This is a genomic window from Rhizobium acaciae, from assembly GCF_025941625.1.
Lineage (GTDB): Bacteria > Pseudomonadota > Alphaproteobacteria > Rhizobiales > Rhizobiaceae > Rhizobium > Rhizobium acaciae.
Window position 1 is genome coordinate 17,028 of record NZ_JAPCZO010000022.1, and the last position, 12,841, is coordinate 29,868.

The window sequence follows — 12,841 nt, forward strand, 5'->3', positions numbered from 1 at the left end:
TATGCTGATGCTCAATGTGTGCATTGCACCCCTTATGAGGAAGCTTGATGGCCCCCACGATTCGCTCGCCCTTCAGACGAACGCTCGCGCTTATGGCCAGCGCCGCAATCCTGGCGCAAGCCGGCGTGAGCGGGATTGCCTATGCGCAAACCGCGCCTGAGACGACCGCACCCGGGGTTACGGCACCCGCTCCGGCTACTCCTACTCCTACTCCTACTCCTACTCCTACTCCTACTCCTCCCGCACCCGCCGCACCGCAGCAGACCGCTCCGATCCAGGCCGCCGTGCCCAACACCGGCCCGGCTTCCGTCGCCGATCTCGCCGAGGGGCTGCTCGACGCCGTGGTCAACATCTCGACCTCGCAGAAGGTGAAGGACGATGAGGGTGCGGGTCCGGCGCCCCGCGCCCCCGACGGCTCGCCTTTCCAGGAATTCTTCAATGACTTCTTCAACAAGCAGCAGGGTAACAAGGGCGGCAACCACAATGTCAGCTCGCTTGGCTCCGGTTTCGTCATCGATCCGGCCGGTTATATCGTCACCAACAATCACGTGATCGAGGGCGCCGACGATATCGAGATCAATTTCGCCAATGGTTCGAAGCTCAAGGCGAAGCTGATCGGCACCGATACGAAGACCGATCTTTCGGTGCTGAAGGTCGAGCCGAAGACGCCGCTGAAATCCGTGAAATTCGGCGATTCCAGCACGATGCGCATCGGTGATTGGGTGATGGCGATCGGCAATCCGTTCGGCTTCGGTGGTTCAGTGACGGTGGGCATCATTTCCGGGCGTGGCCGCAACATCAATGCCGGTCCCTACGACAACTTCATCCAGACGGATGCGGCGATCAACAAGGGCAATTCCGGCGGCCCGCTCTTCAATATGAAGGGTGAAGTGATCGGCATCAATACGGCGATCATTTCACCGAGCGGCGGCTCGATCGGTATCGGCTTCTCGGTGCCGTCGGAGCTTGCTTCCGGCGTCGTCGATCAGCTGCGCGAATATGGCGAGACCCGGCGCGGCTGGCTCGGTGTGCGTATCCAGCCGGTGACAGACGATATCGCCGACAGCCTCGGGCTCGACACCGCAAAAGGTGCGCTGGTCGCCGGCGTCATCAAGGGCGGCCCCGTCGACGACGGTTCGATCAAGGCGGGTGACGTCATCTTGAAATTCGACGGCAAGACCGTCAGCGAAATGCGCGACCTGCCGCGCGTCGTGGCGGAAAGCACGGTCGGCAAGGAAGTCGATGTCGTGGTGCTGCGCGACGGCAAGGAGCAGACCGTCAAGGTGAAGCTCGGCCGGCTCGAGGACAGCGATCAGGCGGCTGCATCCGGCGATGCAGTACCCGATGGCTCGCAGGACGACGGCGTGATCACTCCGGATCCCGGCGAGAACAATGACATGGACCAGCCTGACACCGGCGATCAGGCCAAGCCTGCACCTGATACACCCGACCAGCATAAGGGCCAGGTGTCGCCGGATGCGGCCACGCCGAAGAACGTGCTCGGGCTGTCGCTGTCGCTGTTGAGCGCCGAAACGCGCAAGGCCTTCGGCATCGCCGAGAGCGTCGATGGCGTCGTCGTGACGGAAGTGACGCCCGGCTCCGCTTCCGCCGAAAAGGGGCTGAAGCCCGGCGACGTGATCGTCGAGGTGGCGCAGGAGTTCATGAAGTCGCCGGATGCTATCGCCGCCAAGGTGCAGGCGCTGAAACAGGAAGGCCGCCGCAACGCTCAGCTGATGATCGCATCGGCGAATGGCGATCTGCGGTTCGTGGCGGTGCCGATGGAATAAGGGAGCTACGGCGGCAGTGAATTAGCCGCCGTGGTCTCCAACTCTCCCTCATTCCTGTGATTGTCACAGGAATGAGGTGCGCGCAGAAGAATCTTCTCCCCTGACGTAAGTCACTCACCGCGCAGACGCGCGGTGGCTGGATTCCTGTGACGAGCACAGGAATGAGGGCGGAGAGGGTGCGCCGGGCGGCCTTTCGAAACGGGACCGTTGGCGTAAAGGTCCGGAGGTGACAGGCTATTTAGCGGGTTTACGGAGGTTGCCCTTCCGTACGAGCCACCAGCAATCGGCCCCGATTTCGAGAATGTCGCTGGTATCGCCTTCATGCCGTTACGAAGTCCGTCTTCCGGTAGCCCTGGATGTAGAGCAGTGCGGTCAGGTCGCCGTGGTTGATGCGCATCTGCGCTTCGGCGGCAACAGCGGGCTTGGCGTGGAGGGCGACGCCGGAGCCGGCAAGGTGCAGCATGCCGAGATCGTTGGCGCCGTCGCCGACGGCGATCGCTTCTTCCGGCGAAATGCCGAGGCTTGCCGCAATTTCGTTCAGCGCATCGACTTTTGCCTGTTTGCCGAGGATCGGTTCGGCGACGAAACCGGAGAGGATGCCGCCGTCTTCGAGCAGCGTGTTGGCGCGGTTCTCGTCGAAGCCGAGGGTGGCGGCGATGCGGCTGGTGAAGACGGTGAAGCCGCCGGAGACAAGCGCGGTGTAATGGCCTTTCGACTTCATGGTGGCAAGCAGTTCCGGACCGCCCGGGGTGAGCGTGATGCGCTTGGCGATGACCTCGTCGACGACCGATATCGGCAGCCCCTTCAGCAGGGCGACACGCTCACGCAGGGCAGGCTCGAAAGCGATCTCGCCGTTCATGGCCCGGGCAGTGATGGTCGCGACCTTCTCCTTCAGGCCGACTTCGGCGGCGAGCTCGTCGATGCATTCCTGGCCGATCATCGTCGAATCCATATCGGCGATCAGCAGCTTCTTGCGGCGGGTCTCCTGCTCCTGGATAACGAGGTCGATGGGCGCGCCTGATATGACGGCAAGGATATTGGCCTCGGCCGCTTGCGCATCGGTGCCGTCGCGCAGTGCGATGTCGCAGGCAACGCCATCGGCCAGCCAGTAGAGACCGGAAGCGTTCACGGCCTCGGCCGCCTGTTCGGCGATTTCGGGTGTCAATACGGGATTTGACGGATTGGCAACAAGCGTGGCAACGAGGGCCATGATGGAAAACCTTCTGAGCACAGTGAACGCGATCCTGATAACCGGGCCAACCGCCAGCGGCAAGTCCGCGCTCGCCGTCGAATTGGCCAAGCGTCATGACGGCGCGGTTGTCAACGCCGACAGCATGCAGGTCTACGACACGCTGCGCGTGCTGACCGCGCGCCCATCGGAAGAGGAGATGCAGGGTGTGCCGCATCATCTTTACGGCCACGTGCCGGCAGGTGCGGCCTATTCCACAGGCGCCTGGCTGCGGGATGTCGCGACACTCCTACCGGGGCTGAGGGACGCAGGACGGCTGCCGGTCTTCGTCGGCGGCACTGGGCTTTATTTCAAGGCGCTGACCGGCGGTCTCTCGGATATGCCGGAGATACCGGAGGTGCTGCGGCAGAAACTCAGGACGCGGCTGCTGGAGGAGGGGCCGGACGGGCTCCATGCCGAACTTGCCGAGGCCGACCCCGCCATGGCGGCAAGCCTCCACCGCCAGGACGGGCAGCGCATCGTCCGGGCGCTCGAAGTGATGAAGGCGACGGGACGGTCGATCGCCGATTTCCAGGGCCGGTCGGGACCGGTGGTGATCGACGCCGATGAGGCCCGCAAGATCGTCGTGCTGCCGGACAGAGCAGTGCTGCATCAGCGCATCAACGGCCGTTTCGAAAAGATGCTGCAGCAAGGCGCGGAAGACGAGGTGAGGGCGCTGCTTGCGCTCGATCTGCCGGCCGAGGCGCCTGTGATGAAAGCAATCGGCGTGTCGCAGATTGCGGCGATGCTCGCGGGCGAGATGACGCGCGGCGAGGTGCTGGAGAAGGGGGCTGCGGCGACGCGGCAATATGCCAAGCGGCAAATGACATGGTTCCGCAACCAGATGGACGATAGCTGGGAGCGGCTGACGATTTAGGCTTCAGCTTGTTGCGGCCCTCCTGCTTGAGACATCTGCCGGCTCAGCAGCTTGACGAGTTCGGCGACCGCCACCTGCAGCTGGTCCGGCAGAAATCCGCCGAAACCCAGCATCAGGCCGGGGCGGGCCGGCCGTGTGGCATACATCGGGGAGATCGCCCGCACGGCGAGGCCGGCCGCGAGGGCGCGGGCTGAGAGTTGCACGTCGTCAACCTCCTCGGGCAGCCACAGAAGAATATGCATGCCCTGGTCGCTCTGCTGGATGCGGCAGCCCTCAGGCAAGGCCTGATCGAGCGCCGAGAGCAGAACAGCGCGGCGCTCGGCATAGAGGCCACGGATGCGCCGGATATGCGCTTCGAAAGAGCCTTCGCGCATATAGGCCGCCAAAACGTGCTGTTCGGCGGTCGGCGAATGCCGGTCGAGAATGGCACGGGCGCCGGCAAAGGCTTCTGCGAGCGGAGGAGGGGCGATCACGTAGCCGAGGCGTAGGGAAGGAAAGAGCACTTTGCTGAACGTGCCGAGATAGATGACGCGTGACGGACGCAATCCCTGCATTGAGGGAAACGGGTGTCCGGAATAACGCAGCTCGCTGTCGTAGTCGTCCTCGACGATCCAGGCGCGATTTTGGTCGGCCCAGGCGATCAAGGAATTGCGTCGGGCCATGCTGAGCGGCATCCCGATCGGATATTGGTGCGAAGGGGTCACGAATGCGGCGCGCGCCTGTGGACATAGCTCGAGGCCGCGTTCCACGTTCATTCCCTGTGCATCGACCGGCAGGCGGTGCGTCCGTACGCCGAGATCGTCGAGCACGGCCGTCAGGCCGGGATAGGCCGGGTCCTCGGCCCATACCGGATCGTCACGCGAGAGAAGGACCCGGCCCGCCATATAGAGGCCTTGCTGGGTGCCTGACGTGACGATGACCTGTTCCGGCTCGCAATGAACGGCCCGCGCGCGGCGGACGTGGTCGGCAATGGCTAGCCTGAGTTCGAGCAAGCCCATGGGGTCGTGGTAACCCGAAGGTGCGGCCTGTCGCGACGCGCGCACGCGGTTGCCGAGCCGGCGCCAGTTGTCGTCGGGCGCAATACCGCAAGCCGGGACGGCGATGGCGAAGGGAACGGGCGGGTGAGGGGTGAGCGCACGGGCGATGGCGATCAGCCGGGCAGCCTGGGAAGGCAGGTCGACAGCATCTGCGCTCGACGGCGCTACCGGCTGAGGCGCGAGCGCTGGCGTTACGTCGATCAGATCAGCGGCAACACGGGTTCCGGCTCCGACCCGCGCTTCGAGATAACCTTCGGCGGTCAACTGATCGAACACTTCGACGACGGTGCCGCGCGCGATCTTCAGCGAAGCCGCAAGGCTGCGCGTCGACGGAAGGCGTTCGCCTGGCCTCAGCTCGCCGCAGGCGATCGCGTTCCGCAGGGCCTGGGCAAGCTGGCGGCCGACGTTGGCCGTTCGCTCGATCGCTTCGAGGGAAGGTATTTCGATGGTGCTACGCCGTTTGGACATCGCAAAATGGTCCATAGAAATTATTCAAAATGGAGCTTCATGGTGGACCAATTTTCAAAGAAAAGGAAGCGGATTGGCGTTTCCCCGAAGGCGCATTCTTCGTCTTCGTGGGGCGTGCGGGCGCAAACTTCTGGAAAAAATGCAAATGCAGGATCTTCTCGTCGTCTACATCGCCTACGCAATCGCTGCAGGCAGTCCCGGACCAAGCAATATGGCCATCATGAATGTGGCGATGCGGCAAGGGCGTCGACCGGCGCTCGCCCTTGCCGCCGGGGTTATAACGATGTCGACATGCTGGGGGCTGGTTGCTGTTACCGGCATCTCGACACTGCTGGTCCGCTATGCCCATGCCCTGCTGTTTCTCAAGATCGCAGGCGGATTGTACCTCCTCTGGCTCGCCTGGAGGGCGGCCCGCTCGGCGGTCGCCCCGGATAGGCCGGCAAGCGAGGCCGTGCGGCCTGCCGCGCAACTCGGCGCGCTCTATCGTCGCGGCGTTCTGATGCATCTCGGCAATCCGAAGGCGGTTCTGGCCTGGGTCGCGATCATGTCGCTCGGCCTCAAGCCGGGCGCTTCGCCGGAGATGGCCGTCACGGCTTTCGGCGGCTGCGTGCTGTTGGGGATCTCGATATTTACCGGCTATGCCGTGCTGTTCTCGACGGCGCCGATGGTGCGCGGCTACGCCCGCGCGCGGCGATGGATCGAGGGCAGTCTCGCCGTCTTCTTCGCGGGCGCCGGATCGCGCCTTCTGTTCTCACATTGACCGGATTTTCAGGATCGCATCATGTCTGTCGCTTCTCCGTTTCATGGTCTTTCGGCCTTTCCGCCCACGCCCGCCGATAGGGATGGCCGGGTCGACACCGAAGCCCTCGGCCACCTGCTGGAACGCCTGTGTGATGCAGGCGTGGCTTCGATAGGCCTTCTCGGCAGCACCGGGATCTACGCCTTTCTCACACGCGAGGAGCGACGGCGAGCCGTCGAGGCTGCGGTCGAGTGCGTTCGCGGTCGTATTCCCCTCGTCGTCGGCGTCGGTGCTCTGAGGACAGACCATGCCCGGAGCCTGGCGAGGGATGCCGAGGCCGCTGGTGCAGATGCGCTTCTGCTTGCGCCGGTATCCTACACGCCGCTCTCTCAGGAAGAGGTCTATCAGCATTTCCTGGCGGTCACCGAGGCGGCGAAGCTGCCGCTTTGTATCTACAACAATCCCGGCACGACCCACTTCACCTTCAGCCGGGATCTTCTGCAGCGCCTGTCCGATATCGAGACGATCAGGGCCGTGAAGATGCCTCTGCCTGCTGACGGCGATTTCGCAGGCGAGCTGGCGGCATTGCGAGAGAAGACCAGGCTTGCGATCGGCTACAGCGGCGACTGGGGCGCGGCCGAAGCGCTGCTTTCAGGTGCCGACGCCTGGTACAGCGTCATCGGCGGCGTGTTTCCGCGCGTCGCCCTTGCCCTGACCAGGGCCGCGATTGCAGGCGAAGACGGTGAAGTGCGTCGGCTCGATGGTCTTCTCGATCCGCTGTGGCAAACGTTCAAGGCGTTCGGAAGCCTTCGCGTGGTCTACACGCTGGTCGACCTCCTCTCACTCGCCAGGGCAGAGCTTCCACGCCCTCTTTTGCCACTCGGGCCGATGGACCGGCAGCGGGTGCTCGACGCCGTCGAGCCTCTGATCGCATTGGAGAACGAGGTGAAGCCTCAATCCTTGTTGTAGAGGCTGCTCAGCGGTTTTTTCAGGATGCTTTCGCGCAGCGATGTGCCGGGCTCCCGGCGGGAGACGGCGGGCTGGTCCGCCGGCGGTGCCGGCCGGGGAAAGACCGGCTCGTCGCGACGCATCTCGCGGCGGAGCGCATCCAGCCGGGGATCGATCGCGGGTGACGTAGCCGGGTCCAGCCGCGGTGTCTGCGGCAGCAGTTCGCGGCGGTAGGATTCGAGCGGTGCGGAGGCGGGCGGCGCGGCGGCAGAGGCGGGCGGCGCGTAGGGCCTCGCGTCGAGATCTTCGTCGGCTGGATCAGCCTCGTCGAAGTCTGCCACGGACGCGGCATAGCTCTGCTGGAAATTCGAAATGTCGGGTCCGACGGTCACCGCCCGCATGCGGGTGACGATCTTGCGCAGATCGACCGTATCCGGATCTTCTTCGCTGTTCTTGCTGTTGGCGCTGCTCGCCTTCGGCAGGAGCTTTTCGTCGACGCGGGAAAAACGCATGCGCATCGGCACGCTGATCGCCTCGCCGAAGGCGATCGCTTCGCCATTGCCGATCGAGGAGATGAAGCTCGTCGTCGAGATCGACGAGTTCGGAATGGCCGAGCGGATGATTTCCTGGTCTCGGTCGTTGGCAAGGCGCATGGCAAAGAGTGTCGAACATTGCGACAGGATCGTCTGGTCGAGCTCGCCCGGTCGCTGGGTGATGATGCCGAGCGAGACGCCGTATTTGCGGCCCTCCTTGGCGATGCGGGCGATCGCCTGGCGCGTCGGCACGAAGCCGAGGCTCGGATCGGAGGGGATATAACGGTGAGCTTCCTCGCAGACGACGAGCATGTGGATGGCGCCGTCGCTCCACAGCGCCACCTCGAAGGCCATGCGGCAGAGTACGGAGGCGACAGAATTGACGACCTCGGAGGGAATGCCGGCAAGCTGGAAGGTGCAGATCGGCCGGTTCTCGCCGGGGATTCGAAAGATCTGCGCGATGGTTTCGGTGATCGTGTCGCTGATCGTGTTGTTGGAGAACATGAAGTGATAGCGCGGATCGTTGATCGCAGCGATGAGGCGCATCTTCAGCGACCGCAGGAAGGGCTTTTCCGAGCGGCCTTCCAGGCGGCCGATGCGCTCGTCGATCAGCGCCAGCAGATCGGCCATGCGGTAGGGAACCGGCGTGTCGGCGGTAATCGAGCTTTTTTCCGTCGTGCGGCGCACCAGCGAATTGTCGCTGCCGCGGAAGGCGCGCTTGGCTTCCGGCAGGATATCGCGCAACATGTCGAGTTCTTCGGGCACCGGCGGGCGGCCGCGAAAGACGACTTCGGCGAACTCCTCCAGCCGCATTAGCCAGAAGGGCAGGTCGAGCGTATCGGTATCGATGGTGACGGCGTGCTGAGGAAATGCGGCGGCGAATTCGTTATGCGGATCGAGGATCAGGACGCGCAGCTTCGGATCCGCCGCGATCGCCTTGTGCAGCAGCAGCGACACGGCCGTCGACTTGCCGACACCGGTGGAGCCGACGACGGCGAAATGCTTGGAGAGCATCGAGGGGATGTGGATCGCCGCATCGATGCTTTCGTCCTGCGTCAGCTTGCCGATGACGGCGGTCGTACCTTCGCCGGCATCGTAGATGCGCATCAGGTCGGCGGATCGGATGCGGTGGGCGATGGCGCCGAGATAGGGATAACGCGAGATGCCGGTCGAGAATTCCTCGCGCCCGTCCTCGTCGACACGGACTTCGCCAAGCAGCTCGGTCTCGATCCTGAACGTATTGTCTTCGCCTTCGCCCCAGGCATGACTGCCGGTGTTCATCTGATAGACGAGCGCGACGACGCGGTTGCGGCCGACGCTGATCGAAATCAGCCGGCCCACGGACCACAGTTCCGTAAGATCGGTGCCGCCCTGTTCGGCGACGGCGGCGATGGTCGCCCGCGACCCGCTGCATGCAACGACGCGGCCGAGAAAGCGGTTCCCCGGTGTATGGCCATCGCGGCGATCCTGTTCACCCGCCTTACCAGACGCGTGCAAGTCGTTGTTAAGCAAAGGGCCTACTCCTGCAATGGGAAGAGAGAATATAGCCCTTCCTTTAACAAATCCTTCCGCCCATGGATTTCCCGGTCTGGGGGAGGCTGGCAGTTTTTTATTGCGGCATGCGTTGACGCTGCGAAATTTTCTGTCTATCACTTCCGACCATGAAAATCGCAACGGCTCTTATCGTGGTGGGAAAGCGCATGGGCAGGATGGTGTAGCCATCCGGCGATAGCCACCCATGCGCTAGATGACAGGCTCCTCAGGGGCCTTTTTTTATGCCCGAAATTCGGGCTTCCGGCCACAAACGCAATCCCAGCATCAAACGGAACAGACAGATGAGCACGGACAATCAGGCGGCAGGCAATCGGATGACGGGAGCGGAGATCGTTCTCAAGGCGCTGAAGGACAACGGTGTCGAACATATCTTCGGCTATCCCGGCGGCGCCGTCCTGCCGATCTATGACGAGATCTTCCAGCAGGAGGATGTCAAGCACATCCTCGTCCGCCACGAGCAGGGGGCAGGCCATGCGGCCGAAGGTTATGCCCGCTCCACCGGCAAGGTCGGCGTCATGCTGGTGACTTCGGGCCCGGGCGCCACCAATGCGGTCACGCCGCTGCAGGACGCGCTGATGGATTCGATCCCGCTCGTCTGCCTGACCGGCCAGGTTCCGACCTCGCTGATCGGCTCCGACGCCTTCCAGGAATGCGACACGGTCGGCATTACCCGGCCCTGCACCAAGCACAACTGGCTGGTCAAGGACGTCAACGAACTCGCCGCCGTCATTCACGAGGCCTTCCGCATCGCCCAGTCCGGCCGTCCGGGCCCTGTCGTCGTCGATATTCCGAAGGACGTGCAGTTTGCGACCGGCACCTACACGCCGCCGGCGGATTACTCGATCCAGAAGAGCTATCAGCCGAAGGTGCAGGGCGACCTCAACCAGATCCATGCAGCGATCGAGCTGATGGCGAATGCGCGCCGTCCCGTCATCTATTCCGGCGGCGGCGTCGTCAATTCCGGCCTCGAGGCTTCCAAGCTGCTGCGCGAGCTGGTCGAACTCACCGATTTCCCGATCACCTCGACGCTGATGGGCCTCGGCGCCTATCCCGCTTCGGGCAAGAACTGGCTGAAGATGCTCGGCATGCACGGCTCCTACGAGGCCAACATGGCGATGCACGACTGCGACGTCATGGTCTGCATCGGCGCCCGTTTCGACGACCGCATCACCGGCCGTCTCAATGCCTTTTCGCCGAACTCGAAGAAGATCCATATCGACATCGATCCGTCCTCGATCAACAAGAACGTCCGTGTCGATATCGGCATCCGCGGCGATGTTGGCCATGTCCTCGAAGATATGGTCCGCCTGTGGCGGGCGCTGCCGAAGAAGCCGGAAAAGGGCCGCCTCGATGACTGGTGGACCGATATCGCCCGCTGGCGGGCACGCAACTCCTTCGCCTATACGAAGAGCAATGACGTCATCATGCCGCAATATGCGCTGGAGCGGCTCTTCGCTCATACCAAGGACCGCGATACCTACATCACCACCGAGGTTGGCCAGCACCAGATGTGGGCGGCGCAGTTTTTCGGTTTCGAGCAGCCGAACCGCTGGATGACCTCGGGCGGCCTCGGCACGATGGGCTACGGCCTGCCGGCCGCGCTCGGCGTGCAGATCGCCCATCCAGACAGCCTCGTCATCGACATTGCCGGCGACGCCTCGATCCAAATGTGTATCCAGGAAATGTCGGCAGCAATCCAGCACGATGCGCCGATCAAGATCTTCATCATGAACAACCAGTATATGGGCATGGTGCGCCAGTGGCAGCAGTTGCTGCACGGCAACCGCCTGTCGAACTCCTATACCGAAGCGATGCCCGACTTCGTCAAGCTGGCGGAAGCCTATGGCGCCGTCGGCCTGCGCTGCGAAAAGCCGGATGCGCTTGATGATACCATTCTGGAGATGATCGAGGTCAGAAAGCCTGTCATCTTCGATTGCCGCGTCGCCAATCTCGCCAATTGCTTCCCGATGATTCCCTCGGGCAAGGCCCATAACGAAATGCTGCTGCCGGACGAAGCCACCGACGAAGCGGTCGCCAATGCGATCGACGCCAAGGGCCGCGCGCTCGTCTAAAAAGGGAAGAGGAACCAGGATAATGAACGCTCACCTACAGCCCACGGGCTCCGCTTACTTCATTTCGCCGGAGACGGCGGCCGTCGAAAGCCACACGCTTTCGGTTCTCGTCGACAACGAACCGGGCGTTCTTGCCCGGGTCATCGGTCTGTTCTCCGGCCGCGGCTACAATATCGAGAGCCTGACGGTCTCCGAGACCGAGCATCAGGCGCATCTTTCCCGCATCACGGTCGTCACACGCGGCACGCCGCAGGTGCTGGAGCAGATCAAGGCGCAGCTCGAGCGCATCGTGCCGGTGCATCGCGTCGTCGACCTGACAGTGCGCGCCCGCGAACTCGGCCAGGATCGCCCGATCGAGCGCGAAGTGGCGCTGATCAAGGTGATCGGCGAGGGGGAGATGCGCGCCGAGACCCTGCGTCTTGCCGATGCCTTTCATGCCAAGGTAGTGGATGCGACCGTCGGTCACTTCATTCTGGAGATCACCGGCAAATCGTCGAAGATCGATCAGTTCGTGGCGATCATGAAGCCGCTCGGCCTCATCGAGGTGTGCCGTACCGGCATTGCGGCGATGAATCGCGGCGTGCAGGGGATGTAAACCCGGCACCGCAACGGTGTTGAAAGCCGCTGGAGATCAGAGCATTTCCAGCGGCTTTTTCTTTGTCGGCGGCGGAAAGGCGGCGTCCAGCGCCTGCCAGTCGTCGTCGGTGATGTCGAGCGAGACGCAGTCGCGGTTTTCGGTTGCGCGTTCGGCATTCGAGGTCTTCGGAATGACGATGACGCCGTCGCGTTCCAGCAGGAAGGCGAGCGCCAGTTGGGCCGGTGTCGCCTGATAGGCCTTGGCGATGCGGATCAGTTCGGGATTGTGCAGGATGTGGCCCTGTTCGATCGGCGAATAGGCCATGACGGGGATCTTGCGGCTCTGGCACCGGGGCAGCAGGTCGAATTCGATGCCGCGGCGGGAGAGATTGTAGAGTACCTGATTGGCTGCGACATTGGCGCCATCGGGTACCTTGAGCAGTTCTTCCATGTCGTCGGTGTCGAAGTTGGAGACGCCCCAGGCGCCGATCTTGCCGGATGCCTTCAGTGTTTCGAAGGCGGCGACGGTTTCCGCGAGCGGATAATTGCCGCGCCGGTGCAGCAGATAGAGATCGATGCGGTCGGCGCGGAGCCGTTGGAGACTGCGCTCGCAGGCCTCGATCGTGCCTTTCAGGCTGGCATTCCAGGGATAGACCTTGCTGACGATGAAGACCTCGTCGCGCCGGCCGCTGATCGCCTGGCCGACGATCTCTTCGGCGCCACCGTCGCCGTACATTTCGGCGGTGTCGATCAGCGTCATGCCGAGATCGATGCCGGCCTTGAGGCTTTCGATCTCGGCCTTGGCATGGCCGGCATCCTCGCCCATGGCCCAGGTGCCCTGGCCGAGCGCCGGCACCTCAGTGCCATTAGGGAATCTGATTGATGGAATCGCGTCGTCCTGCATGGTTTCTATCCCTTCGACAGGAGATTGGGCCGGGTCGCCATCTTTCAAGCAATCCTGTCACCATGACAATGATGTAATGGCAGCGGCGGTTTAGGACAGTTATACTGACCTAAATAAA

General features: G+C 63.1%; 10 protein-coding genes. 6 read left to right on the plus strand and 4 right to left on the minus strand.

Annotated elements, in window-relative coordinates:
• The first annotated feature begins 47 nt into the window (after positions 1 to 47).
• A complete protein-coding gene (locus tag OLZ32_RS29020; RefSeq protein ID WP_264424188.1) occupies positions 48 to 1,787 on the plus strand; it encodes a Do family serine endopeptidase in 1,740 nt (579 codons plus the stop codon).
• Positions 1,788 to 2,106: 319 nt separating this feature from the next.
• Here the strand turns inward: OLZ32_RS29020 and serB are convergent, their stop codons facing one another.
• Positions 2,107 to 2,997, minus strand: coding sequence for a phosphoserine phosphatase SerB (gene serB, locus OLZ32_RS29025; protein WP_264398797.1), 891 nt, complete (start codon positions 2,995 to 2,997; stop codon positions 2,107 to 2,109).
• Between serB and miaA the strand changes: the two genes are divergently transcribed.
• The gene (gene miaA, locus OLZ32_RS29030) at positions 2,996 to 3,892 is read left to right on the plus strand and encodes a tRNA (adenosine(37)-N6)-dimethylallyltransferase MiaA (RefSeq protein ID WP_264398799.1); all 897 of its coding nucleotides are present in this window, start codon (positions 2,996 to 2,998) and stop codon (positions 3,890 to 3,892) included. The genes serB and miaA overlap by 2 nt on opposite strands.
• Here miaA and pdxR read toward each other — a convergent pair.
• The gene (gene pdxR, locus OLZ32_RS29035; protein WP_264398800.1) at positions 3,889 to 5,397 is read right to left on the minus strand and encodes a MocR-like pyridoxine biosynthesis transcription factor PdxR; all 1,509 of its coding nucleotides are present in this window, start codon (positions 5,395 to 5,397) and stop codon (positions 3,889 to 3,891) included. The genes miaA and pdxR overlap by 4 nt on opposite strands.
• 145 nt (positions 5,398 to 5,542) lie before the next feature.
• Here pdxR and OLZ32_RS29040 point away from each other — a divergent pair, with 145 nt between their 5' ends.
• Both OLZ32_RS29040 and OLZ32_RS29045 read left to right on the plus strand, forming a co-directional pair.
• Positions 5,543 to 6,157: a LysE family translocator gene (locus OLZ32_RS29040; protein WP_003541296.1), complete on the plus strand. Its 615-nt coding sequence runs from the start codon at positions 5,543 to 5,545 to the stop codon at positions 6,155 to 6,157.
• Positions 6,158 to 6,178: 21 nt separating this feature from the next.
• Positions 6,179 to 7,105, plus strand: a complete 927-nt coding sequence (locus OLZ32_RS29045) for a dihydrodipicolinate synthase family protein (RefSeq protein WP_264398803.1) — start codon at positions 6,179 to 6,181, stop codon at positions 7,103 to 7,105.
• On the opposite strand, the gene OLZ32_RS29050 is transcribed toward OLZ32_RS29045, so the two are convergent.
• The gene (locus OLZ32_RS29050; protein WP_003541292.1) at positions 7,090 to 9,129 is read right to left on the minus strand and encodes an ATP-binding protein; all 2,040 of its coding nucleotides are present in this window, start codon (positions 9,127 to 9,129) and stop codon (positions 7,090 to 7,092) included. The two genes, OLZ32_RS29045 and OLZ32_RS29050, sit on opposite strands and share 16 nt — an antisense overlap.
• A 323-nt stretch (positions 9,130 to 9,452) precedes the next feature.
• Here OLZ32_RS29050 and OLZ32_RS29055 point away from each other — a divergent pair, with 323 nt between their 5' ends.
• Both OLZ32_RS29055 and ilvN read left to right on the plus strand, forming a co-directional pair.
• The gene (locus OLZ32_RS29055; protein ID WP_264424191.1) at positions 9,453 to 11,243 is read left to right on the plus strand and encodes an acetolactate synthase 3 large subunit; all 1,791 of its coding nucleotides are present in this window, start codon (positions 9,453 to 9,455) and stop codon (positions 11,241 to 11,243) included.
• A gap of 22 nt (positions 11,244 to 11,265) precedes the next feature.
• Positions 11,266 to 11,838, plus strand: coding sequence for an acetolactate synthase small subunit (ilvN, locus tag OLZ32_RS29060; protein WP_003541288.1), 573 nt, complete (start codon positions 11,266 to 11,268; stop codon positions 11,836 to 11,838).
• A gap of 36 nt (positions 11,839 to 11,874) precedes the next feature.
• Here ilvN and OLZ32_RS29065 read toward each other — a convergent pair whose 3' ends face one another.
• A complete protein-coding gene (locus OLZ32_RS29065; protein WP_264424193.1) occupies positions 11,875 to 12,723 on the minus strand; it encodes an aldo/keto reductase in 849 nt (282 codons plus the stop codon).
• Positions 12,724 to 12,841: the final 118 nt, after the last annotated feature.

Bases quoted from the DNA above. Each gene is read 5' to 3' on its own strand.
- OLZ32_RS29065 (WP_264424193.1), bottom strand. From the start codon at position 12,723: ATGCAGGACGACGCGATTCCATCAATCAGATTCCCTAATGGCACTGAG.
- ilvN (WP_003541288.1), top strand. From the start codon at position 11,266: ATGAACGCTCACCTACAGCCCACGGGCTCCGCTTACTTCATTTCGCCG.
- miaA (WP_264398799.1), top strand. From the start codon at position 2,996: ATGATGGAAAACCTTCTGAGCACAGTGAACGCGATCCTGATAACCGGG.
- OLZ32_RS29055 (WP_264424191.1), top strand. From the start codon at position 9,453: ATGAGCACGGACAATCAGGCGGCAGGCAATCGGATGACGGGAGCGGAG.
- serB (WP_264398797.1), bottom strand. From the start codon at position 2,997: ATGGCCCTCGTTGCCACGCTTGTTGCCAATCCGTCAAATCCCGTATTG.
- OLZ32_RS29045 (WP_264398803.1), top strand. From the start codon at position 6,179: ATGTCTGTCGCTTCTCCGTTTCATGGTCTTTCGGCCTTTCCGCCCACG.
- pdxR (WP_264398800.1), bottom strand. From the start codon at position 5,397: ATGTCCAAACGGCGTAGCACCATCGAAATACCTTCCCTCGAAGCGATC.
- OLZ32_RS29040 (WP_003541296.1), top strand. From the start codon at position 5,543: ATGCAGGATCTTCTCGTCGTCTACATCGCCTACGCAATCGCTGCAGGC.
- OLZ32_RS29020 (WP_264424188.1), top strand. From the start codon at position 48: ATGGCCCCCACGATTCGCTCGCCCTTCAGACGAACGCTCGCGCTTATG.